24 protein-coding genes are annotated in these 21,179 nt (G+C 35.9%); 15 read left to right on the forward strand and 9 right to left on the reverse strand.

Going from position 1 to position 21,179, the window contains the following annotated elements:
* Positions 1-42: 42 nt before the first annotated feature.
* The gene (locus MHH44_RS02450) at positions 43-1,335 is read right to left on the reverse strand and encodes an MFS transporter (RefSeq protein ID WP_340797697.1); all 1,293 of its coding nucleotides are present in this window, start codon (positions 1,333-1,335) and stop codon (positions 43-45) included.
* 572 nt (positions 1,336-1,907) lie between these two features.
* Between MHH44_RS02450 and MHH44_RS02455 the strand changes: the two genes are divergently transcribed.
* From MHH44_RS02455 to MHH44_RS02485, 7 genes are all read left to right on the forward strand, one after another.
* Positions 1,908-2,381 carry a flavin reductase family protein gene (locus MHH44_RS02455; protein WP_340797698.1) on the forward strand — a complete coding sequence of 158 codons (474 nt, stop codon included), beginning with the start codon at positions 1,908-1,910 and terminating at the stop codon, positions 2,379-2,381.
* Positions 2,382-2,395: 14 nt separating this feature from the next.
* Positions 2,396-3,190, forward strand: a complete 795-nt coding sequence (locus tag MHH44_RS02460) for a 2-keto-4-pentenoate hydratase (protein ID WP_340797699.1) — start codon at positions 2,396-2,398, stop codon at positions 3,188-3,190.
* Positions 3,187-4,074 carry an acetaldehyde dehydrogenase (acetylating) gene (locus tag MHH44_RS02465; RefSeq protein ID WP_340797700.1) on the forward strand — a complete coding sequence of 296 codons (888 nt, stop codon included), beginning with the start codon at positions 3,187-3,189 and terminating at the stop codon, positions 4,072-4,074. Before MHH44_RS02460 ends, MHH44_RS02465 begins: the two co-directional genes overlap by 4 nt.
* A complete protein-coding gene (gene dmpG, locus MHH44_RS02470; protein ID WP_340797701.1) occupies positions 4,071-5,063 on the forward strand; it encodes a 4-hydroxy-2-oxovalerate aldolase in 993 nt (330 codons plus the stop codon). Before MHH44_RS02465 ends, dmpG begins: the two co-directional genes overlap by 4 nt.
* A gap of 19 nt (positions 5,064-5,082) precedes the next feature.
* Positions 5,083-5,871, forward strand: a complete 789-nt coding sequence (locus tag MHH44_RS02475) for an FAD synthetase family protein (protein ID WP_340797702.1) — start codon at positions 5,083-5,085, stop codon at positions 5,869-5,871.
* Between the two features lie 216 nt (positions 5,872-6,087).
* Positions 6,088-6,801 (forward strand): pirin family protein, encoded by a 714-nt coding sequence (locus tag MHH44_RS02480; protein WP_340797703.1) that lies wholly within the window; start codon positions 6,088-6,090, stop codon positions 6,799-6,801.
* A complete protein-coding gene (locus MHH44_RS02485) occupies positions 6,802-7,083 on the forward strand; it encodes a hypothetical protein (protein WP_340797704.1) in 282 nt (93 codons plus the stop codon).
* Between the two features lie 48 nt (positions 7,084-7,131).
* Here MHH44_RS02485 and MHH44_RS02490 read toward each other — a convergent pair whose 3' ends face one another.
* From MHH44_RS02490 to MHH44_RS02500, 3 genes are read right to left on the reverse strand one after another with little or no spacing between them, the layout of a single operon-like run.
* Positions 7,132-7,875 carry an amino acid ABC transporter ATP-binding protein gene (locus tag MHH44_RS02490; RefSeq protein WP_014824863.1) on the reverse strand — a complete coding sequence of 248 codons (744 nt, stop codon included), beginning with the start codon at positions 7,873-7,875 and terminating at the stop codon, positions 7,132-7,134.
* A gap of 12 nt (positions 7,876-7,887) precedes the next feature.
* Positions 7,888-8,553 carry an amino acid ABC transporter permease gene (locus MHH44_RS02495; protein WP_008406276.1) on the reverse strand — a complete coding sequence of 222 codons (666 nt, stop codon included), beginning with the start codon at positions 8,551-8,553 and terminating at the stop codon, positions 7,888-7,890.
* 33 nt (positions 8,554-8,586) lie between these two features.
* Positions 8,587-9,372: a transporter substrate-binding domain-containing protein gene (locus MHH44_RS02500; RefSeq protein WP_087617173.1), complete on the reverse strand. Its 786-nt coding sequence runs from the start codon at positions 9,370-9,372 to the stop codon at positions 8,587-8,589.
* A gap of 199 nt (positions 9,373-9,571) precedes the next feature.
* On the opposite strand from MHH44_RS02500, the gene MHH44_RS02505 reads away from it, so the two are divergent.
* On the forward strand, positions 9,572-10,435 hold the full coding sequence (locus tag MHH44_RS02505; RefSeq protein WP_340797705.1) for an AraC family transcriptional regulator: 864 nt from the start codon (positions 9,572-9,574) through the stop codon (positions 10,433-10,435).
* Between the two features lie 68 nt (positions 10,436-10,503).
* Positions 10,504-10,677 (forward strand): Fe3+ hydroxamate ABC transporter substrate-binding protein, encoded by a 174-nt coding sequence (locus tag MHH44_RS02510; RefSeq protein WP_340797706.1) that lies wholly within the window; start codon positions 10,504-10,506, stop codon positions 10,675-10,677.
* Between the two features lie 56 nt (positions 10,678-10,733).
* On the opposite strand, the gene MHH44_RS02515 is transcribed toward MHH44_RS02510, so the two are convergent.
* The gene (locus tag MHH44_RS02515) at positions 10,734-11,060 is read right to left on the reverse strand and encodes a four-helix bundle copper-binding protein (RefSeq protein ID WP_340797707.1); all 327 of its coding nucleotides are present in this window, start codon (positions 11,058-11,060) and stop codon (positions 10,734-10,736) included.
* Between the two features lie 160 nt (positions 11,061-11,220).
* On the opposite strand from MHH44_RS02515, the gene MHH44_RS02520 reads away from it, so the two are divergent.
* Both MHH44_RS02520 and MHH44_RS02525 read left to right on the forward strand, forming a co-directional pair.
* Entirely contained in the window at positions 11,221-11,790 is a 570-nt protein-coding gene (locus MHH44_RS02520) for a YdhK family protein (RefSeq protein WP_339263634.1), read from the forward strand.
* 244 nt (positions 11,791-12,034) lie between these two features.
* Positions 12,035-12,709: a serine/threonine protein kinase gene (locus MHH44_RS02525; protein ID WP_065217559.1), complete on the forward strand. Its 675-nt coding sequence runs from the start codon at positions 12,035-12,037 to the stop codon at positions 12,707-12,709.
* 70 nt (positions 12,710-12,779) lie between these two features.
* On the opposite strand, the gene MHH44_RS02530 is transcribed toward MHH44_RS02525, so the two are convergent.
* The 4 genes from MHH44_RS02530 to MHH44_RS02545 form a co-directional block, all read right to left on the reverse strand.
* Entirely contained in the window at positions 12,780-13,643 is an 864-nt protein-coding gene (locus MHH44_RS02530; protein WP_340797581.1) for an IS3 family transposase, read from the reverse strand.
* Between the two features lie 8 nt (positions 13,644-13,651).
* The gene (locus MHH44_RS02535; RefSeq protein WP_008409062.1) at positions 13,652-13,972 is read right to left on the reverse strand and encodes a helix-turn-helix domain-containing protein; all 321 of its coding nucleotides are present in this window, start codon (positions 13,970-13,972) and stop codon (positions 13,652-13,654) included.
* A 108-nt stretch (positions 13,973-14,080) separates the two neighbouring features.
* A complete protein-coding gene (locus tag MHH44_RS02540; protein WP_340797708.1) occupies positions 14,081-14,620 on the reverse strand; it encodes a PadR family transcriptional regulator in 540 nt (179 codons plus the stop codon).
* A 98-nt stretch (positions 14,621-14,718) separates the two neighbouring features.
* Entirely contained in the window at positions 14,719-15,288 is a 570-nt protein-coding gene (locus MHH44_RS02545; protein WP_340797709.1) for a hypothetical protein, read from the reverse strand.
* A 133-nt stretch (positions 15,289-15,421) separates the two neighbouring features.
* Here MHH44_RS02545 and MHH44_RS02550 point away from each other — a divergent pair, with 133 nt between their 5' ends.
* The 4 genes from MHH44_RS02550 to MHH44_RS02565 are packed head-to-tail and all read left to right on the forward strand — an operon-like array spanning position 15,422 to position 21,034.
* Positions 15,422-16,588 carry a hypothetical protein gene (locus MHH44_RS02550; protein WP_340797710.1) on the forward strand — a complete coding sequence of 389 codons (1,167 nt, stop codon included), beginning with the start codon at positions 15,422-15,424 and terminating at the stop codon, positions 16,586-16,588.
* Positions 16,581-18,806 (forward strand): hypothetical protein, encoded by a 2,226-nt coding sequence (locus MHH44_RS02555; protein WP_340797711.1) that lies wholly within the window; start codon positions 16,581-16,583, stop codon positions 18,804-18,806. Before MHH44_RS02550 ends, MHH44_RS02555 begins: the two co-directional genes overlap by 8 nt.
* The gene (locus MHH44_RS02560) at positions 18,807-20,513 is read left to right on the forward strand and encodes a tyrosine-type recombinase/integrase (protein WP_340797712.1); all 1,707 of its coding nucleotides are present in this window, start codon (positions 18,807-18,809) and stop codon (positions 20,511-20,513) included. It abuts the gene before it with no gap.
* Positions 20,462-21,034 carry a hypothetical protein gene (locus tag MHH44_RS02565; protein ID WP_340797713.1) on the forward strand — a complete coding sequence of 191 codons (573 nt, stop codon included), beginning with the start codon at positions 20,462-20,464 and terminating at the stop codon, positions 21,032-21,034. Before MHH44_RS02560 ends, MHH44_RS02565 begins: the two co-directional genes overlap by 52 nt.
* The last annotated feature ends 145 nt before the right edge of the window (positions 21,035-21,179 follow it).

The raw sequence follows: 21,179 nt of genomic DNA on the forward strand, positions 1-21,179 counted from the left end.
TTTATTTACAGTCTTTTTTTCATCGAAAAAGCCTAAGCTACCTTATTGGTCGATAGCGACTTCCAATTTTGCTTGATCCTCAGCAACTCTGCTTTCATTTTCCTTTTCAGTAGCTGTAATTTTTAATTTGCGAGTAACTAGTAATACGATTGCAGTTGCAACATATAAACTGACGATAACGATTACTCCTGCATTGAAGCCAGAGCGGACATCGTCACCTGCAATTGTAATTAAGTAACCAGTAATCCATGGTCCGATAATACCAGCCATACTTGAGATAGACAGAGAAATACCAGTTATAGACCCTACTAAATTTTTCGGAATGATTAATGTCTTAATTGCAGCATTTAATGGCAGTAAGCTTGTATTCATTATTAAACCTACGCCTAAGAATACACATGCTAAGACAGGAGAAGATACAATTGTTGTCATTGCGTAGGAAACGGCTCCAACAAGTAATACGGTAACTAGTACACGGTCATAAGATTTAATAAGACTTTTATTTTTCTTGAATAAAGAATCTGTAAATTTACCTGCGCAAATTGCGAATACTGTTCCTGCAATACCCATCCCAGCAAATATTAGACTCATATCTTGCGGCTTAAGACCAACAATCTGAGTTAGGTAAGTAGGTGCCCATGTAAGTACCCAAGTAGTAATCCACATTGATACGAAACCTACAACTAAAATTGATAATACATAAGGGTTAACGAATACTTTTAAAATATGCTTAAATGGTACCTCTTTGTTTGAAGCTAAAGATTTAACGTCTTCAACTAGTGGTTGCTCTGGTTCGTCTCTCATAAAGAAGAAGAAGATTGCCCAGATGAAGCTTGCTACACCTAACAAAGCGAATGTATGTTGCCAACCATAGTTCGTGATACCCATAACTAACAATGGTGCAGCTAAATACGTACCTACCGTTGTACCGGAAGTCATAATAGCAGTAGCGAGCCCTCGTTGTGAACTATTAAACCAACGTGCAAGATGGACGAGGCACATACTAAGCGTACTACCTTCAAAGAAACCTAGAACAACACGCAAAATTATTAGTTGTGTTAATGTTTCTACGAAATAAGCACTTGCTAATGAAATAGTCCATCCAACAGCAATCATCATTAATAGATATTTTGAGTTGAAGCGATACGTTAATGTACCTAAAACAATACTTCCAATAGCATATGCAGCGAAGAAGCTGCTTCCGACTAAACCAAACTGGTCGTAAGTTAAATTTAACTCGGACATAATTGGTTCTGCAGCTAATCCTAAAACAGATTTATCCGTATAGTTTAAAACAGAGAGTAAGAACAAAAATCCTAATACAACCCAACGCATGTATAAATCCCCCTTGTATTGTCTTATTTCCCATCAACTTGTTAACAGACAAAACACCAGTAATTTCGATAAACTGCTAGGATAACTTCCCACCTCCATTCACCCTCATATTGAACTATTAAATTTAAAAAAGTGAGGTCATTTTCATCTTTCCACTTAATACACCAGACAATTGACAGCGTTTACAAAATGCTTTAAATGCTTGTACCTTCTTGAAAATTTTCAGGCACCTCTAATGAGCCCAATAGAAAAATTCGAATCCAAACCTTTCATGAAGAGAATTCTATGTGAAAAAAAATAGTTTTACAAGATGAAAAAATAATGCTTATATGTACTTTCGAGAAATTATAAAACATTAATTAGAAAAAAACAGGAAGAAATTTCCTTGGTTTATTCACTCGCAAAATACTGATAAATCTGGATTTTAAATAAAAAATGTCAATAAATATCACAATTTCGGTGACATACAATTTTTATTGTTTTTATCAGAATTTTCAATAAAAAACACAATGATAATTTTTATTTGACTCCTTTATGATTAAATTAATTCAAAAAAAGATGGAGGAATGGAGATGGATGATCGTTTATTTAGAAATGCAATGGGAAATTTTGCGACGGGGGTAACAGTTCTTTTAACAGAAAATGAGGGAGAAATTCATGGAATGACCGCGAACGGTTTCATGTCAGTTTCATTGAATCCAAAGCTTGTCTTAATTTCAATTGGTGAGAAAGCGAAATTTTTAGAGAAAGTTTCTCAATCTCAAAAATATACGGTAAATATTTTAGCGGAAGACCAAGAGCATTATTCACGCCATTTTGCTGGCAGACCGGGGGAAGCTGTCGAATTTGAAACATTAGCTGGGCAACCGGTATTAAAAGGAGCTATAGCTCAACTCACATGTGAAGTTGTATCGGAGCACGTTGAAGGGGATCATACATTATTCATTGGAAAAGTAGTAGATTTGCATCTTGAAGAAAAAAATCCTTTGCTGTTCTTTGGTGGTAAGTATCGTAAATTAACGGAATTGGAAACAGTAGAGTCATAAAAGGGGAGTAGTCTATGAATATTCAAACAGTTGCTAAAGCTTTGCTGGAGGCTGAACAAACAAAACAGCCAATTGCACCATTAACTGAAACTTATGGAGATATTACGGTTGCTGATGCGTATTCAGTACAATTATTGCAAATCCGTCAAAAGGTCGAAGCCGGGGCGAAAATAGAAGGACTGAAAATTGGTTTAACAAGTAAAGCAATGCAAGAAATGTTAAATGTCTATACACCAGATTACGGTTTTATTTTAGATACGATGCTATACGATGAGCTCGAAGGTTTGTCCACTGAATCATTTATCCAACCAAAAGTAGAGTTTGAAATTGCTTTTATTTTTAATAGCGAATTAAAAGGACCAGATGTGACGGTGCAGGATGTAATTGATGCAACTGCTTATGTTGTACCAGCGATAGAAGTAATCGATAGTCGTATTGTGGATTGGAAAATAAAATTTGAAGATACAGTAGCAGACAATGGCTCATCGGCAGGTGCAATTTTAGGAAAAAAACATACGTTGCTTGAAGATATAGAGGATCTTGCAAATATATCAATGATTGTTAAGAAAAATGGTGAGTTTTTAGATGAGGCTACAAGTGCAGCTGTATTAGGAAATCCGCTCAATGCAGTTGTGTGGCTAGCAAATGAACTGAGTGCATATGACATTTCTGTTAAGCCAGGCATGTTTGTTTTGTCAGGAGCTTTATCTAAAGCTGTTCCCTTTGAAGCAGGCGATGAATTCGAGGCTGATTTCGGTGTACTTGGAAAAGTAAACGCTATCATTTCGAAGGAAGTGGTGAAAAAATGAAAAAACTCAAAGTAGGAATTCTGGGATCTGGAAATATCGGGACAGATTTGATGTATAAGGTTGAGCGTAGTCCATTTTTGGAAATGAGTGTTATGGTAGGAATCGATCCAGGTTCTGATGGGCTAAAACGCGCGAAAAACCTTGGTTATGAAATAATTTCAAATGGAATTGAAGGCTTAATGGAACGCCTTGATTTAGTTGATATTGTATATGATGCAACAAGTGCATATGCGCATAAACATAATAGTGATTTATTAATGGCTGAAGGTAAGAAAGTAATTGATTTAACGCCAGCTGCAATTGGGCCTTTTACTGTTCCGCCAGTAAATTTAAAAGAACATATTGAAAAATCAAATGTGAATATGGTTACGTGCGGCGGACAGGCCACTATTCCGATAATTCATGCTATCAGCCGTATTGTGCCGGTAGATTATGCGGAAATTGTCGCAACGATTGCAAGTCTTTCTGCAGGTCCTGGTACAAGAGCAAATATTGATGAATTCACAAGTACAACATCTAAAGCAATCGAAGTAGTTGGCGGTGCCAAAAAAGGAAAAGCCATTATCATATTAAACCCTGCAGAACCACCGATTATTATGCGTGATGCAATTCACGTGTTAGTAGAGAAAGAAGGTCAAGAAGAAGCAATTCAAAAATCGATTCTTGAGATGGTAAAGGAAGTACAGTCTTATGTACCTGGATATACATTAAAAGCATTACCAATTTTTGAAGGCAAAAAAGTATCTGTATTTGTTGAAGTAAATGGTGCGGCGGACTATTTGCCTGCATACGCTGGTAACTTGGACATTATGACGGCAGCTGCGGTACAAGTTGGCAATGAAATGGCACGTCACCTACAACGTGAAAAGGAGGTCACTTTATGACCTTAAATATATTAGATGTATCTTTACGAGACGGAAGCCATTCGGTACGTCATACATTTACAGAAGAACAAGTCCGGGCTGCAGCAAAAGGTTTAAATGCAGCGGGTGTTCGCTACTTTGAGGTTTCTCATGGAGACGGACTAGGGGGTTCTTCATTACAGTACGGTTTATCTAAAACAGATGAACTGAAGCTTATTGAAGTTGCTGTATCAGAATGTACGACATCGGAAGTTGCTGTGTTATTAATTCCAGGAATCGGTACAAAGAAAGATTTGGAAAACGCCTCAAAATTAGGGGCAAAAATGGTTCGAGTAGCAACTCATGTAACCGAAGCAGATGTGGCGGCACAACATATTGAACTAGCTCGGAACCTTGGATTGAAAACTGCCGGTTTTTTAATGATGAGCCATATGGCAAGTATTGAAAAAGTTGTAGAGCAAGCAAAGTTATTTGAAAGCTATGGAGCAGAAATTGTATATGTAACGGATTCTGCGGGAGCAATGTTACCAAATGATGTAAAGGTTAAAATAGAGGCGCTTAAGCAAAATTTACAGTGTGATATTGGTTTTCATGCCCATAATAATTTATCGATGGCAATGGCGAATACAGTTGCAGCGGTAGAAGCAGGAGCGACTTATGTTGATGGAAGTTTGCGTGCATTAGGTGCTGGTGCAGGTAATACGCAAACAGAAGTGATAGTAGCGGTTTTAGAACGACTAGGTTATGAGACTGGTATTGATTTGTATAAATTAATGGATTTAGCAAATGATGTAATTGCACCGCTCATGCAACAACCGCAAGAAATAACTAGTAGCAGTTTAACCTTAGGGTATGCAGGTGTTTATTCAAGCTTCCTGTTACATGCACAAAAAGCTGCAAAACAGTTCGGTGTCGATGAGCGGGATCTTTTAATGAGAATTGGACAAATGAAAGCAGTCGGTGGTCAAGAAGATTTAATTTATGAAGTAGCACAAAATCTAACACGATAAGGAAAAGGAGAGAATCGCGATGAAGGTAGTCTATGTGAATGCTAATAACTTACAAGAGATTAAACAATCAGCTCCCCATGTTGCAATGGCACTTGGTTATTTTGATGGTGTGCATTTAGGACACCAAAAAGTAATACAAACAGCTAAAGAAAAAGCAAATGCACAGAATTTATCATTGGCGGTTCTTTCTTTTTTTCCGCATCCCAAAAGTGTGATATTTTCTGACGCAGAGGTTGCCTATCTGGAACCACTAGATCAAAAGATTGAAAAACTTAAAAATCTTGAAGTAGACATTTTTTATATCGTAGAGTTTACAAAAAAATTAGCAAAAGTAGAAGCCAGCGATTTTTTAAATGATTATATTATAGGTTTAAATGCAATAGAGATTATTTGCGGTTTTGATTACACATATGGAATAAAAGCCAGTGGTACGGTTGAAACGTTAGCAGTGTATGCGGCCGAACAGCAAGTAGGACTGACTGTTGTAGAAGAACTGAAATGGAATAATCAAAAAATCAGTTCATCTTTAATACGAAAGCACTTAAAAGAACGGAAACTAAACGAAATGCCAAGCCTTTTAGGAGACTTTTATCAAACTAAGTATTGTAAAAATAATGGTTTATTACCGAATTATTCACTGCCTGATATAGGTAATTATAGAGTATTGATTGAAGATAGCCATTCTTATATTGAATGTGTCGCAACGGTAAAGTGTAAAAAATATATTCAGATTCACCATGAAATATCAACCTTGCCGAATTTATTAACGATACAGTGGATTGATCATTTCAGTTCTGTACCAAGCTGATTATTTCCCCCTTATATAATAGAAGTAATACACATATCCTCATATATTTGCCTAGATAAATTAGAAAACTCCGCAGAACCTTTATAATAGTTCTGCTTTTTTATTTTCTATATTAAGCGTATAAATATGGCCTACATATAGCGGATTCCTTTTATTTACTGTATAATTATCTTGAATTCAAGATAAAATATTTCAACGATGGAAAGGTGATTCAAAGTGATTGTACATAATCCTTCTACTAAGCGATTTACAGCAAAGAATGAATGGCAAGAAACCCACTTTAGTTTTTCATTTGGTCCGTATTATGATGAAGAAAATATTCAATTTGGTCCATTGCGTGTTTTAAATGATGACATCGTTAAACCGAACAAAGGGTTTGGCATTCATCCACATAGGGATGCAGAAATTGTATCGATTGTTTTAAAAGGGCAGTTAATGCATGAAGATAATTTAGGGAATGTGGGAACACTTCAGTACGGCAATGTACAAAGAATGACAGCTGGTACGGGGGTACTTCATTCGGAAGTGAATCCAACAGAAGATGAGGATACTCACTTTTTACAATTATGGATTTTGCCAAATCAAAAGCAATTAACGCCATCTTATGAAGACATTACGTTTAACCCGGAAAAATTGAAAAATGAACTGCTACCGGTTGTATCTCATAATGCAGAGGAAAATGTAGCGATGATCCATCAGGATGTTACGCTGTATCTTTCAAAAATAGATGCGGAAAAAGAAATTCAGTTCCAGCAAGAAGAAGGACGTAAAATATATGTATTTGTCATCGAAGGAGAAGTTTCTCTTAACGGTGATGTTACATTACAAAGACGTGATGATGCACGAATCACCGAACTTCATTCGTTAACATTAAAAGCAAAACAGGATGCATTTATCCTTTTAATTGATCTTCCTGGAGGTGAAGGATAAATGCTATATGTTCGTCACACTGTCGGCAGCAGACTATTCTGCGAAACTACAGAACATGAAATTAATCCCGTAAAAAACAGTTGGGAAATTTCTTTTAAAACTAATAAAGAAACAGCCAATACGTTATTAAAATTCCGAGATGAACTCAATATTTTTTATGTAGAAGAAGATAACCAAAATCAAAAAACATGGTTCTATTCATCAGAAGGGGATGTCCATTTCTTGGAGGATGAAAGTAAATGTATAATTATTTGTGATCACAAGACTGTTTACCCGGTATAATTATAAAAAGAGGGTCCTGCCTAATATTTAGACAGGACCCTCGTTCGTTTATTTCAGCATTGTTGTTTTTAAAAATTCTTGAGTTCGCTCTTGTTTCGGATGGTTGAAAAATTGATCAGGGTTGCCGCGCTCGATAATTTTCCCATCATGCATATACACGATCCAGTCAGCCACTTCTCTGGCAAATCCCATTTCATGGGTTACAACAACCATTGTCATTCCTTCTTGAGCCAATTCTTTCATCGTTGTTAAAACCTCTCCCACAAGCTCTGGATCAAGTGCAGATGTCGGTTCATCAAATAGCATAATGTCCGGTTCCATTGCAAGTGCTCTAGCAATTGCTACCCGTTGCTTTTGCCCGCCGGATAGTTTATTAGGGTAGACATCGGCCTTATCTTCCAAGCCGACTTTTTCCAGAAGTTGTTTTGCTTTGGAGATTGCCTCCTTTTTGTCAATGCCCTTAACCATAACTGGGGCCTCAATAATATTTTCCAAAACAGTTTTGTGAGGGAATAAATTGAAATGTTGAAACACCATTCCTACCTTTTCCCTTATGTTGTTAAGGTTATCATTTTTAGGGTCGACTTCTTTTCCACCTATAGTAATACTACCGCTATCTTTTCTTTCTAAAAAATTCAGACATCGAAGGAGAGTACTTTTCCCTGAGCCACTCGATCCTATTAAACAAACAACATCGCTTTCGTAAACGGTCATATCGATATTTTTTAATACATGCAAGTCGCCAAATGACTTATTCAATTGATTAATTTTAATCATTTCTTTTGCTTCCATTGCTTACGCCTCCTACCTGTCGCTAATTGCTAATCTCTTTTCGAAACGGTTTACTATCAATGTTAACAACGCCACTAATACTAAGTAGTAGATTGCAACAATCAGTAAATAGGTCATTTCGTCAAAGTTATTAGATCCTAGCGTTGTCGCTACATTAAAGAGTTCATTCATCGAAATAAATGCGGCTAACGAAGAATCTTTCAAACCGATAATAAATTGGTTACCCAATGGAGGGAGCGCACGGCGGAATGCCTGCGGAAGAATAATTCTTCTTAATGTCAGAACTTTAGTCATCCCTAAAGAGCGTCCAGCCTCCATCTGACCTTTATCGACTCCTTGGATAGTACCTCGAAGAATTTCAGAAATGTATGCGCCATTATGAAGCGCCAAAGCAAGTGAAGCAGCCCAAAAATCGGGAAGAAGGAAAAGCCCGCTAAGTCCGAAGTAGAGGATAAAGATTTGAACAATTAGCGGTGTTCCGCGAACTAAAAAGACATATATATCTGAAATGAGTTCTAATACTTTTATTTTAGAAATTTTCATCAGGGCAAAGAAAAGCCCGATTACAATACCTATTAAGATGGATACAACCGTCAGCTCCAATGTTAAGAGCATGGCTTTAAGAAAAACATCTTTTGTATCGATTAATACTTCTATAAAATGTGAAAAACTTGGCACTGTACCTACTTCCTTTCTTATTAGAGGATTGAATTATTCAGGTTTTTTTGTGATGTCCTCACCAAAATACTCCATGCTAATCCGAGAAAGTGTTCCATCTTCCCGGAGTTTTTCCAGCGCCTCGTTAACTCGCTTCAATAGGTTAGGGTTATCTTTAGGCAGTACAATTGCTTGTTCACTGCGTTCGATTAATTGCTGCCCTTCTACTTTAAATCCTTCTTTTGCAGCGTTTTTTCCGGTAACAAAATCGGTGATGACCGCATCATGACGACCACTGTTTAACGCCTGTAAAGCTGTGATGTCGCTGTCATAGGTTTTAACATTGTCGGTATATCTGGAGGCTGTATCAGCATAGGTTGACCCTTTTGCTACAGCTACTTCTTTTCCGGCTAAATCATCGACAGTTTTAATATCACTATCAGGTCGGGTAAAAATTTGCGGTCCGGAATAATAATAGGGGGTAGAGAAAGCAACATGTTTGCTTCGCTGTGGATTAATCGTGTGGCTGGCAACAGCTACATCTGCACGGCCAGTTTTGACTCCTTCTACAATTCCTTTAAATTTAATCCGCTTTTGAACCGGTTCCAGACCGAGTTCTTTTGCGATCGCTTCGCCAACTTCGATGTCAAATCCTGACATCGTAAGATCCTCATTATTTACATAGCTAAATGGCTTAAACTCGCCAGAAGCAGCAAAAACAAACTGATCTTTATGTATCAATTCTGATCCGTCGGCAAGCTTTTCCTTTTCCGCACAAGCAGATAAGAAGCAAGCCGCGATAAAACTGAAAATCAATATTAACTTCTTTTCCAACCGCATATTACGTATCAACTCCTCTCGTGTATTTCTACAATCTGTTTGGTTAAATATCTTACTAAAAAAGTGAATACCCCTTTTACGCGTTATATAAACAAAATGTGCCAGGGGATGAACCATATTAATACGATTTTTTGGGGTTGTAAATGTCGAGTATTTTTATAATTGCTTTGCTAATATGTATCCATGAAGGAGGGATATGTTGTTAAAAGAATTAAATCAAGTGATTGAATATATTGAAGATCATTTAACCGATGACTTGTCTCTTGAAAGCATTGCACATTATGCCGGGTGTTCCGACTATCACTTTAGAACCGTATTTTTTCATCTTTCTGGGATGACGTTAAATGAATATGTAAAGAACAGAAAACTATCGGAAGCGAATAAGGAATTATTGAATGGCGAAAAGGTAACGGATGTAGCATTTAAATATGGTTACCAGTCCGTCGACGGTTTTACAAGAGCATTTAAAAAATGGTGTGATTGCTTACCTTCAGATGTCATCAAAAAGAAAATAAGCAAATCATTTCCTAAACTCACATTTGTAATAACTGTAAAAGGAGGAGTTTCGATGGAATGGAGAATAGAAGATAAACAAGCGTTCAGTTTAGCAGGGGTAAGTAAACGTGTGCCTATGCAATTTGAAGGTGTTAATCAGGAAATCGTAGAGCTGGCCAAAAGTATAACGGAAGAGCAGAGAAAAGAAATGCGTGCACTTAAAAATATAGAGCCTTTTGAAATTGTGAATGCATCTTATCATGCTGATGCGAATTTCCTGAAAGAAGAAGGGGAGTTAACGCACTTGATCGGTGTCTTAACGACTAAAAATGAGGTTAGTGATCAATTAGAGAAAGTGCAAGTTGAAGCATGTATGTGGGCGGTATTTCCAAATGAAGGTCCGTTTCCATCTACGTTACAAGAAACAATGGCCAAAACATACTCGGAATGGCTTCCTACTTCCGATTATGAAATTATCCAAGCACCTACGTTTTCGTTTACTAAAATGGACGAAAATAAAAAGGATTATGCTTACTGTGAAATTTGGCTCCCTGTTAGGAAAAAATAAAAGGCAGGATATCCTTATACTAAGGTAGAACAAGTGTAACTGAAGTATAAATAACGGGAGGGGATAGAGTGGCCCTAATCATTCCAAAATGTATGAAATGTAATAATGAAATTAAAGACGATGAAAAAGTATTGGTTCAAATGCGTTACCCGAAGCGAAAAGGATTTACAGAAATCAAAGCTTTTTTGAATGTGGAAGGCAAATTTATTTGTGAAGAGTGTTCAGCGGAAATTAAAATTTAATCATATAAAAAGTTGCTCCATTGGTGAAGGAACCAATGGAGCAACTTTTCGTATGTTTAGGCAACATTTTTACATGCTTCTGCACATTTAAAGCACGCTTCCGCACATTTTTGGCAATGGTCATGATCGTGCTTTTTGCATTCATTTCCACACGCTTCACAAATTTTGGCACAAACGGCAGCCAGTTCGGAAATAAATGGTGTACCTCTAGAAATCGCCTGTTCCAAGTAGTTGCAAATATCTGCGCACTCTCTGTCCAAACGGATACATTCCGTCATCATCTGAACGTGATCTTCTTTTAAGCAGGCGTCAAAACAGTGGTTGCATGCTGCCATACACTCATGTAAAGCTTGCAGCAATTGTTGATGTTGTTCATGTGACATTTCCCATTCCTCCTCGTTAAGTTTGTACACTCTAATTTTCCCGTTATTTTGTCGGGTAAACTAATATAAAATAATCCTTAAAAAAATGTAAGGTTATGAAAATACCATGCAGGGGTATAATAAGTTGGGGAACAAATTTAAAAAAAGGAGAAATGCAGCGATGAAAAAAAAGAGATTAGTAACAGGTGCGCTCGTTTTAAGTACAGCGCTCGTTTTAGCGGCTTGTGGTGGAAATGAAGAAGAGTCAAACTCTACAGAAGAAATGGATCATTCAAATATGGAACACGCCCAAATGGACCATTCAAGTTCAGGTGAAGTACCTGAAGGATTGGCGAATGCGGAAAGCCCTACATATCCAGTTGGCAGCGAAGCAATAATTAATGCCGATCATATGGGCGGTATGAATGGCGCAAAGGCAACCATTACCGGAGCATTTGATACAACTGTTTATATGGTTACGTATACTCCAACAACGGGTGGCGAGCCAGTTGAAGATCACAAATGGGTTATTCATGAAGAGCTTGAAGACGCTGGAGAAGCACCATTCAATTCCGGTGAAGAGGTCGTATTAAATGCGGAACATATGGACGGGATGGATGGCGCGGCCGCTACAATTGATTCGGCTGAGCAAACGACCGTATATATGGTGAGCTATAAAGATACTGAAACAGGTGAGGAAGTAACGCATCATAAATGGGTTACAGAAAGTGAACTTTCCCCTGTGGAATAAAGCCCAAAAAATAATTAAGCCTTAGTTAATAAATAGGTAAGGTCCTTCACATAATGGAGTGAAGGGCTTTTTACATATTGAATAAAGCTGTAAATTACATGAACTAGTGTATTTAATGTTAAACTCAATAAATAAACATATAGTGAATATAAAAAGACGAATTTTATTATGAGCGATATAGAATCCCTTTAAAAGTAATTGGATCATGTATTTTTCTTTTAACACTGATGAAGGGAAAGATGATATGGTAAAAGACTTCGAAAAAGTAATGGAAACTCTCTCAAAAATAAATGTATTATCCAATCCGAATAATGAGCCAGTTACGATTATTGGTGAAGCAGAGAATTTGAAATGTGTAGGAATCGGGACGGACGCGGCAGTTTTTTGGTCCGAACACACCCCGGCTTATGCATTCAAACTATATGCGAAAGACAAATCAGCTAAAGTAATGGTGGAAGAAAGTGTTTATCGGAAGTTAGGCAATTCGCCTTTCTTTTCAACCTGTTTTGGTTCGAACGACAATTGCCTCGTATTAAGTTACGAGGAAGGGAAGACGCTATTTGAGTGTATCCTTGAAGGCATCCATATTCCGGAACAGGCGATAAATGATGTCGAAGAAGCAAGAGAATATGCGCGCAGTAAGGGCCTGAATCCGCGTGATATTCATTTGAAAAATATACTGCTGCAAAACGGCAGAGCTAAAATAATCGATGTTTCCGAATATACGATGTCAGGAAATGATTGTCGATGGGAACATTTAAAAAAAGGGTATGAGCAATACTATCATTTAATAGACGGGAAATCCGTGCCGATTGGGGTAGTTGAAACCGTTCGAAAGTGGTATAACAGGCGAGGGAAGAAATCATTGTCATTTGAAGAAATTACAACACCTATATTAAAACTTTTCTTTAAAAATTGATAAGTTAAAAAGCCTCGCATTTTGATGATATATGGACTTACCCCTGTCAAGTAGACAGCCTATAAAAAGACTAAGCAGCCATCTGGTGACGATATTCTATCGGTGCCAGATGGTTGAGTCGTTTTTGGAAGCGCTGGTAATTATAAAAGTAGATATATTGCTCAACAGCTTGTCTTACCGTTTCCTCTGAATAATCATGTAACAGATACAAGCACTCGCTTTTAAAGTGCGAGAAAAAGGACTCAATACAAGCGTTGTCATGGCAGTTTCCTTTGCGAGAATGACTGCCAATCATGCCAAGCTGCTCTACTGTTTGATGATACTTTATGGATGTGTATTGGTAGCCTTGATCTGAGTGAATGATGCTTCGATACACATTTCTTTTTGCGGTCAATTCCTGGAGGGTATCCATGACTAATTCTAAATCATTACGCTTGCTAATACGCCAAGCGACAATTTCGTTGTTATATAAATCCTGTACAGCTGACAAGTAGAGAAATCCATTTTTCGTTGGCAGATACGTAATATCTGTTACGAGCACCTCATTTTCTACACGTTCTTTAAATTGACGCTCCAACACATTATCAAATACACGTGAGAGACGGTTGCCCCATACGCGACGCTTTTTACGGATAATCGATTGAATACCCAACTCACTCATTAGTCGATAGACTTTCTTATGATTCACAAGAAAGCCTTTGTCTCGTAAAGCGATTTTCATGCGTGGATATCCATACATTTTGTGCGTTTGATGAATTGCCAAAATTTGCTCCTTTAAAACAATATCATTATGTTTGCGTAACGATACTTTGCCATTTTTAAGCCACTTATAGTAGCCTGAACGTTCCAATTTTGCCATTTTAGTAAGCCATGTAATGGGATAGCGATCTTTCATTTCTTCAATAATTTGATAACGATCTGAATAAGTAGGCATTCCTCCATTTACAGATTTGGATACTGCTTTTTTAAGTATTCGACCTGTGCCTTATAGTAATCACGTTCTTCTTCTACATTTTTAAAGTGGACCCGTTTTCCTTTTAAAGGATTCTTCTCACCTTTCGCACCAGAACCTGTAGATGCGATACGATTAAAAGCTTCGATGGATCCGACTTCTTTATATTTCTTCACCCAAGCTTTTACTTGAGAAACATTACGAATCTCATATCGATCCGCAATTTTTTGCATACTTTCATTGCCTGTTAAATAAGCTTGTACAATCTCTAACTTCAACTCGTTTGAATAAATACTATTTTTTCTCGACACAGAAAAATCCCCTTTAAGTAAAATGTTTACCTACAGCGTACTGTAGGTTTTTTAACATTGTCTACTTAAAGGGGATAATATCAATATTCATCTGAATGCGTGGCTTTTTTAAATAGATCCATTTCGTACTTTTTCGATCAGTGAAGAAATCCATTCACCTTCATTATTAAAACGACTTGTAAAATAGCCGGTTAAAAAATCCCCACCTTCTTTTTTAGAACCTTCCAGCTTAACTTGCATATTCAAGCTTGTAATATAATCTATTTTCTTTTCAAGCTTTTTTAATTTCTCTTCAAGAATCATAATGATTTTTGCACGATCTACAAAGTCCAGATTCATTAATCCAACAATTGTATCTGAGAGAGAATCAGCTTTTTCAAAAAGCTGATAAATTTTTTGTGGAAGTAATGCTAGGCCCTGTTCGGTAATAGTGAAAACTTGCTTATCGGGCCGATTCTCTTCTTTAATGATCTCTGTTGGTTCGATAAGGCCCTGCTTTGTCAAAGATTCAAAATGATAATAGAGCTTGCTTTCCGTCAGGTGCGCCAATTTATCAAAAGGAATCGGTTCTGACAGCTCTTTTTTTAGTTTATATGGATAGCTGCTTTCTTTCGCTAACTTGCTCAATATATAAATTTGGATGGACATAGTATTCTCCTATACTTTATACATTTTAATCTCCGCTTATATAAATACAACTCGTGCTAAAAATAGCACGAGTTGTATTTTTCCTTAGTTTAACAAAGTTATGCCATAACTTCATCCGCTTTTTTTAAAGAAGCTGGTTGTTCAGCTGGTGCATCAACTGGAAGCGGCTTATGGAAAACCCAAACAATGATAATATTAATAAGCATTGCTCCGACTCCCACTGCAGCTAATCCCCATAGGTATGGGGCAGGGCTGATCGAACCAAACATAATCGCTAAATACGATTGAACAGAATGGTACATCGGCGTAATATAGCTAAACCATTCATATGGTGCGTACATCATATCACGTGGAATCGTAGCACCGTTCGCCAATGTTTGCATAAGCAGAATCGGAATGTTAAGAATCATACCGCCTTCACCAAGGATAAAGATTGGAATTGCACACACATTAAATGCAGCCATATATAATAAAATCTGCTGTCCGGCAACAGGTAACAATACCGATGTGTCGACATCTGCAATTAGAAAGGCAACAGTTAATGAAGCGATAGTTGAAAGTATCGCAATTATTAAAGCAGTCAACTGTACATAAAAAAATAATTTTGTTTTACTCGCCTTACCACGGCTCGCTTTAAATGAACCGACTAACTGCATTCCTGCAATCATTGCACCTACATAACAATTCTCAAACGTATTTTGTGATTAATATTTTTGTGATTAAAAATATTAATTGAGTATTATATAATAACGATAAATAGATATTATATTGTGATTAATATTTTACATTATGGAGGTAACTATGCACAAGTTTATTTTAGGTATGGGAACTACAATTGTGGCTAACAGAAAAGTAAAATATCCACTTATTCTAGTAGAAAATCATGAAGGATTGAAAGACTACCATCTGATAAGTTCGGTGATATTTAAGAAATGGAAAAGGCTAGAATATAATACACAAAGAAAGTATGCAGGAATGATTGTAAGTTTGCTTAATTGGTTACTAGATAATCAAATTAAATTAGGGATGAAAGAAGTTAAACTAAGTAATTTAACTATTAATCATTTGAGCATGTTTTTAAATGAAAAGAATAATGAAGGATTAACAAGGACAACGATGAAAACATACGAAAGAACATTAATAATGTTCTGTGAGTTTTTGGTCGAGCATGATATAGCTAGCGATGATGTAAGGAAACGAGTAACAGAACACGAAGACAGAACTACGTTCTTTGAAATTGTTCTGTACAATAACGACACTAGCGAGGTTCTACACGACTTACGGAGAGAATTAATATTCCCTTTTATTGAGTTTGCTGTAAAAGTAGCAAACCCTATCGCATTAGGTGTTTACTATCAAATTTTCGGTGGTTTAAGGCGTGGAGAGATTGTGAATATTAAGCGACAGAATGTTCAATTACTAGGTGTTCTAGGTGAGAATGGACATAGAGTAAAAATAACACAGGATATAATGCGAAGTGACATTAAAGATTCAGCAGGTTCAAGTTCAGTTAAAACTAGTAAAAATTTTAGAGATGCCGTAATCCACCCTTCTCCGATCTTACAAGGTTTATATGAGAATCATTTAAAAACATATTCAAACGAATCAGGTAATGACGCTTTATTTGTTGGTAAAAACGGTTTGGCAATGACAGGCACAACCTACTCGTATTATTTTAATAAATTAAAAAAAGAGTTTATCCAATTCTTGCTGAATCACAAAAACACAAATCTGGTCGCTTATGGTGGGCAACTAGCTAGCGTTAAATGGAGTACACATATCGGGCGAGGTATTTTTTCAAACTGGTACGCAGACACGACGGACAATCCTTTAACATTGGCTAGAGCCAGAGGCGATAGGTCTCTTGATAGTAGCCTAGCATATATAGATAACACCACCAACGTTAAAAACAAAGTAAAAACAGCCATAGAACAACTGTATGAAAATAGAGGAGAATATGATGAGTGAAACAAATGGAAAAATCCAATTTCTTATGGGACATTTTGAAATTAGTCCAGATAAAGGTTATGGAGTGAATTCATTATTAGAACTACTTAAAGTAGATGTTCTGTCACTACGAACAGCGTTTCAAGAGGCTGCTGTACCCGCATATTGGCATGAACGTAAAAAATTCGTTAAAGGAAGTGACCTGATCGACTTTTTACTCATAGATTATGATTATAATTTCAATAAAGACTATTTGAGTATAAAAGACATGATAAAAGAATACGAACCCCTAATCACACCATCTGATTTTCGTAAAAATAATTTTGACAGTTTACGCGTTAAACATCTGACAATTAACCCTAAAGCTAACACTTCAAAGGCATTCAAATACCATAAGAGCGATATTGAGGCTTATTTAAAAGAGAAATATGGAGAGTTACCTTTAAATAAGTTAGACGAATATTCCTCTTTAACTGCTGTTAGTAATAACGTGGGATGTAGTCCTGAGTTCATAAGCGTACGTTTAGATAAAATTAAGCATATTAAACAAAAACGTAATATTCGTATCCATAAAGGCGAAATACCTAAAATACAAAAAATGTATGACCAAGAAAATAAAATAAAAGAATTAACACCAATTGAATTACTCGAATACAAAATTAATTCTCACAAATTATCTAGTAAATTCCCTCTTACGAAGGATTTATATTTACAATACGCGACAATTTACGTGAATAATTCTCAAGCGAAAAAGAAAAGAAATCTCGCAAACGATTTCATTGGCATGTATAAAGATCTAATTAATTCACTCACTAAAGAAGTAAATGAATTAAGTGACAACGAACTTATACTTTTTTTTAAAAGTGATAGTCAAAGCTACCGAAGCAAAAGGTTACTTCCTGCATTTTTCAAGTGGGTTTCTCAGGCATCCCCACAAGTAAGTTACAATAATGTACCTACGGTACGACAGAAACAGAATCCGAATGAAAGTGAAACGTACACCGCAAAAGAATTTTATGATATGTATGATTATGTTAATAATTTAGAAGTTCATAGAGCTAAAGCCATAAAGCAATACAATTACGCACAAGCTTGGTTTGTTTTGTGTATGAACTTTACAAATGCTTGGAGAACAACAGATTTATGGGAGTTCCCTTCCCCGAATTTAAAACTCTTAAATGAACAGGTGACACTTGAATGGTTTAAAACCAACACACTGACAGTTGCGGATTCTCAGAAAATAGTCAACGAGATAATTGAAAGTAACCATTTTATCATCAACAAAACAGGCGCTTTAAATAGTTTATATGTGCATCAAGATATTTTAGTTACATTCGTAACTGCCTTATGTATAACTGAAATGCATAGACAAAAAGAATCGTTAGAATACTTACTTCCCATAGTACGTACAGGTAGTTATAGTAAAAAAATAAACACGATGTTCCCCCATGATTTCCCTAAATATTCCTATAAAAAAGTTACTAAATCTTTGTTAACGAATCTCGATAGAGAAGCTAGAAATACAAGCTCTTTAGGTAGTGTTAGTAACGTCCTTTCTTCAAGATTGCGTGGACATAAAGACCCTAATACAATCGCTCTATACATTGGTATGGATGAAGTAAATCACCCGCTGGAAGTGTCAAAACACTTATTTAGACGAGGGCATTTCGGATATTTATACTCTTTATTAGTCGATTTAATCAATCCAGACAAAGAGTTCACTTTGGAGGAAAAAACACAAGAAATTGAAAAATTAAAAAAATACTTCACACCAATACAAGTTGAAAATAATAGTCGGTTCATAGAAATACAACGACAGCGACAGGATAAAATCACTGAATTGGTTATAAATATGGATAATCAAAGTATTTTGGAGAAACTAAACGCTGTTTATAACGATACTCAACCCGCCAAAATTTCAAATGCACAATGTTTATCTGATAAATGTATTAACGAGAAATCTGACTGTTTAAATTGCCCTTTGCTGCTACCGAAAGTTTTCATGCTTCAAGAATTAAAAGAGGAAATCGAAGATTTACTGACAACCCTGCAAAATTGTGAATCTACCGAATCGCCAATAACGCAAAAAGCAATGTATTTGGTATTGAACAGGTTAAATTTAATAGGCGATGCACGTAAAACGTTTGGTAAAGAGTATATCAACGCTTTCATTGAACTAGATGAATTACAAATGAAATTAAACCAAATTCAAAATAAAATTCTATTGGAGGAAATCTAATTGCAAGAAAAAATTTATGATACAGAACACTTTGAAATTTTATTCACGCCTCAACAATATTTTGATTTTGGACAAGTAAATGATTATAAAGAAAAGGCTAAGAAGCATAGTGAAAATAAGGTTTTATTGAGCGATTTTTCTGATGATACATGGAAAATGGAATATTTCAATGAATATCATTATTTCCATTTTTCTCACAAGGATAAAGAAATTAATACACAGCTGAAATGTTTTTTATTATCGGAATTAGAAGAGGGATATAAAGTTAGCACTTTATCTCTCTCTATATCAGCTATTCTTAAAGTTATTACATTTACAGATAATTATTCTACCTCTAAAATTGAAGAATTTGAAAAATGGTTTGAAGAACAAAAGGAACATGCCAAACTAAGAATTCAAACTTCCTGTCAGCGACTTTGGAGGTTCCTAGGGCCTCCAAAGTGTCAAGAATATGAAGAATTTCTAAGTGAATTCGCATTCGTAATGGGAGAAACAAGAGAACTACCAAACTATCGAGATATTTTATACTTTGACCACTGCTTCAAAGATTTTCAAGAGAAATCAGAAGGTCTTTTAAGAAAGCGCTATTTACCCTTGTTTATCTGGTGGAAATTATCCAAAATTATACCTATGAGAACCTCCGAGCTGCTTGCAATCAAAGAAGCAAACATTAAAGAAACAGCACATGGAACGGTACTAAAATTAGAGCGTAGCAAATTTACGTACGCATATTCTTTACCTATTCAAACGGAGTTTAATATAAATGAAGAAGTTGCGAAATTAATGCGTGAATATATACGAAATAAAGAAGAAAGTACGTTATCGGAATTATATAGTGAAGAAGAAAATTCATACCTATTTCCGTATTATCTAAATCTTGGATTTCAAGTTGAATCAGTAAGGAACAGAAGTTTAGCGCGAAAAAGTAAGGCTAAGAAACATTTATCTAGACATGGTATGGGAATTCTATTAAAAGAATTTTATAGGGAAATAATCGAGAAAGACTACAATCTCCAGCTTGAACAGTTAAGACCCATGGACACTAGACACTTGGCAATATGCGGAATGATGATGCAAGGGTTCAGCCCTTTGACAATAGCGAGATTGGCAGGTCATGCAGATCTCAGATCTCAAAATCATTACCTCCAACACATTGAAATTTTTAACGAAGCTGCTACAAATGTCCTTGCGGACAATATTTGTAGAGAAGAAATTATAAAAATGAAATTAACTTTATCAGAGGATGATATAAGGTTACCCGCACAGTTTAAGCTAAATATAAAGAAAGGTAAATTTATGAAGTATGATACTGATTCGTTTTTAAAACTTGAAAATGGTTATTGTACAGACAAAGATTTCCCTTCAAATTGTCAAATGGCTTGTGAAACTTGCAAGTTCTTTCTATTCTCGTCAGACAAGATGGAACACAAAAAAGCATTATTGGCATACAATGAAAAAATAGTAAAACAAAAAGAAGATGCTTTAACGCTCTTTGAAGCCACATATAAAGCCTTAATGACGAATACAGAACGAGCAAATATGATTGATAATAGACATAAATTAAACGAATCTAAAGGCCAGATAGAGCTAGTTAAACGAATTGTAGAGCAACACGCTATAATTAAGGCTAAAATTCTATTGGAGGATAATAAAGAATGGCTAGACCACAAAAATACACTGATAACTACCTCAAAGAGCGAATTATAGAAATTAAGGTTAAATACAATTATCAAAAAGTAACACCAACCATTTTGCATAAAGAAACAGGTATCGAGCGCACTGTTTGGATAAAGAGAATGAAAGAGTTTTTAGATGAAATTAACGAGCCTACGGCTTTGGTGGAGAAATTTGATAGTTCATTTACTTCTCTCCCTAATCTTGGGGAAGTAGTAATGGAGAATATAGATAATAAAAAAGAGCTGTTAGACACTTTAAGTACCTATACGCTATTGATGCAAAGGTTTTGGCATAAGGCTTCTATCTGTGAGAACGCAGAAAAGCGAATCGAAGAACTAGAAATGGAATTACACGAGGCGAATAAAGCTAACGAGCGTTTAAAAAAAGAAAATGAACACTATCAAAAGAAATTCCAAGATGTATTAGTATCTAGTACCAACGCAACACAGCGCACGGAGCAAGGGCTTAAAAATGTGTTCGATATAAAAACAGCGAAAGCTAAAAAATTTATGGACGCAGTAAGTAAAACAGGGGCGTTTGATGATGATTAAAAAACTGGGGGATTCCCCCTTTTTTTATAAAAAGGGTCTCGCCAGATTTATGCGGATTTACAACGTTAAGGTGAAAAAATGCACCCAAACAGCGCTTTGGGAAGATTATTAAGCAGATTTAACTTACTATTATGGGAATTTATTG

It is taken from the genome of Solibacillus sp. FSL K6-1126 (assembly GCF_038003445.1).
GTDB classification, from domain to species: Bacteria; Bacillota; Bacilli; order Bacillales_A; family Planococcaceae; genus Solibacillus; species Solibacillus silvestris.

What these genes read in the sequence shown, in the direction of transcription:
- MHH44_RS02555 (WP_340797711.1), top strand. Translation starts at nt 16,581, where the DNA reads ATGAGTGAAACAAATGGAAAAATCCAATTTCTTATGGGACATTTTGAA.
- MHH44_RS02475 (WP_340797702.1), top strand. Translation starts at nt 5,083, where the DNA reads ATGAAGGTAGTCTATGTGAATGCTAATAACTTACAAGAGATTAAACAA.
- MHH44_RS02455 (WP_340797698.1), top strand. Translation starts at nt 1,908, where the DNA reads ATGGATGATCGTTTATTTAGAAATGCAATGGGAAATTTTGCGACGGGG.
- MHH44_RS02450 (WP_340797697.1), bottom strand. Translation starts at nt 1,335, where the DNA reads ATGCGTTGGGTTGTATTAGGATTTTTGTTCTTACTCTCTGTTTTAAAC.
- MHH44_RS02540 (WP_340797708.1), bottom strand. Translation starts at nt 14,620, where the DNA reads ATGTCCATCCAAATTTATATATTGAGCAAGTTAGCGAAAGAAAGCAGC.
- dmpG (WP_340797701.1), top strand. Translation starts at nt 4,071, where the DNA reads ATGACCTTAAATATATTAGATGTATCTTTACGAGACGGAAGCCATTCG.
- MHH44_RS02465 (WP_340797700.1), top strand. Translation starts at nt 3,187, where the DNA reads ATGAAAAAACTCAAAGTAGGAATTCTGGGATCTGGAAATATCGGGACA.
- MHH44_RS02565 (WP_340797713.1), top strand. Translation starts at nt 20,462, where the DNA reads ATGGCTAGACCACAAAAATACACTGATAACTACCTCAAAGAGCGAATT.
- MHH44_RS02550 (WP_340797710.1), top strand. Translation starts at nt 15,422, where the DNA reads ATGCACAAGTTTATTTTAGGTATGGGAACTACAATTGTGGCTAACAGA.
- MHH44_RS02545 (WP_340797709.1), bottom strand. Translation starts at nt 15,288, where the DNA reads ATGATTGCAGGAATGCAGTTAGTCGGTTCATTTAAAGCGAGCCGTGGT.
- MHH44_RS02460 (WP_340797699.1), top strand. Translation starts at nt 2,396, where the DNA reads ATGAATATTCAAACAGTTGCTAAAGCTTTGCTGGAGGCTGAACAAACA.
- MHH44_RS02520 (WP_339263634.1), top strand. Translation starts at nt 11,221, where the DNA reads ATGAAAAAAAAGAGATTAGTAACAGGTGCGCTCGTTTTAAGTACAGCG.
- MHH44_RS02515 (WP_340797707.1), bottom strand. Translation starts at nt 11,060, where the DNA reads ATGTCACATGAACAACATCAACAATTGCTGCAAGCTTTACATGAGTGT.
- MHH44_RS02525 (WP_065217559.1), top strand. Translation starts at nt 12,035, where the DNA reads ATGGTAAAAGACTTCGAAAAAGTAATGGAAACTCTCTCAAAAATAAAT.
- MHH44_RS02530 (WP_340797581.1), bottom strand. Translation starts at nt 13,643, where the DNA reads ATGCCTACTTATTCAGATCGTTATCAAATTATTGAAGAAATGAAAGAT.
- MHH44_RS02500 (WP_087617173.1), bottom strand. Translation starts at nt 9,372, where the DNA reads ATGCGGTTGGAAAAGAAGTTAATATTGATTTTCAGTTTTATCGCGGCT.
- MHH44_RS02485 (WP_340797704.1), top strand. Translation starts at nt 6,802, where the DNA reads ATGCTATATGTTCGTCACACTGTCGGCAGCAGACTATTCTGCGAAACT.
- MHH44_RS02490 (WP_014824863.1), bottom strand. Translation starts at nt 7,875, where the DNA reads ATGGAAGCAAAAGAAATGATTAAAATTAATCAATTGAATAAGTCATTT.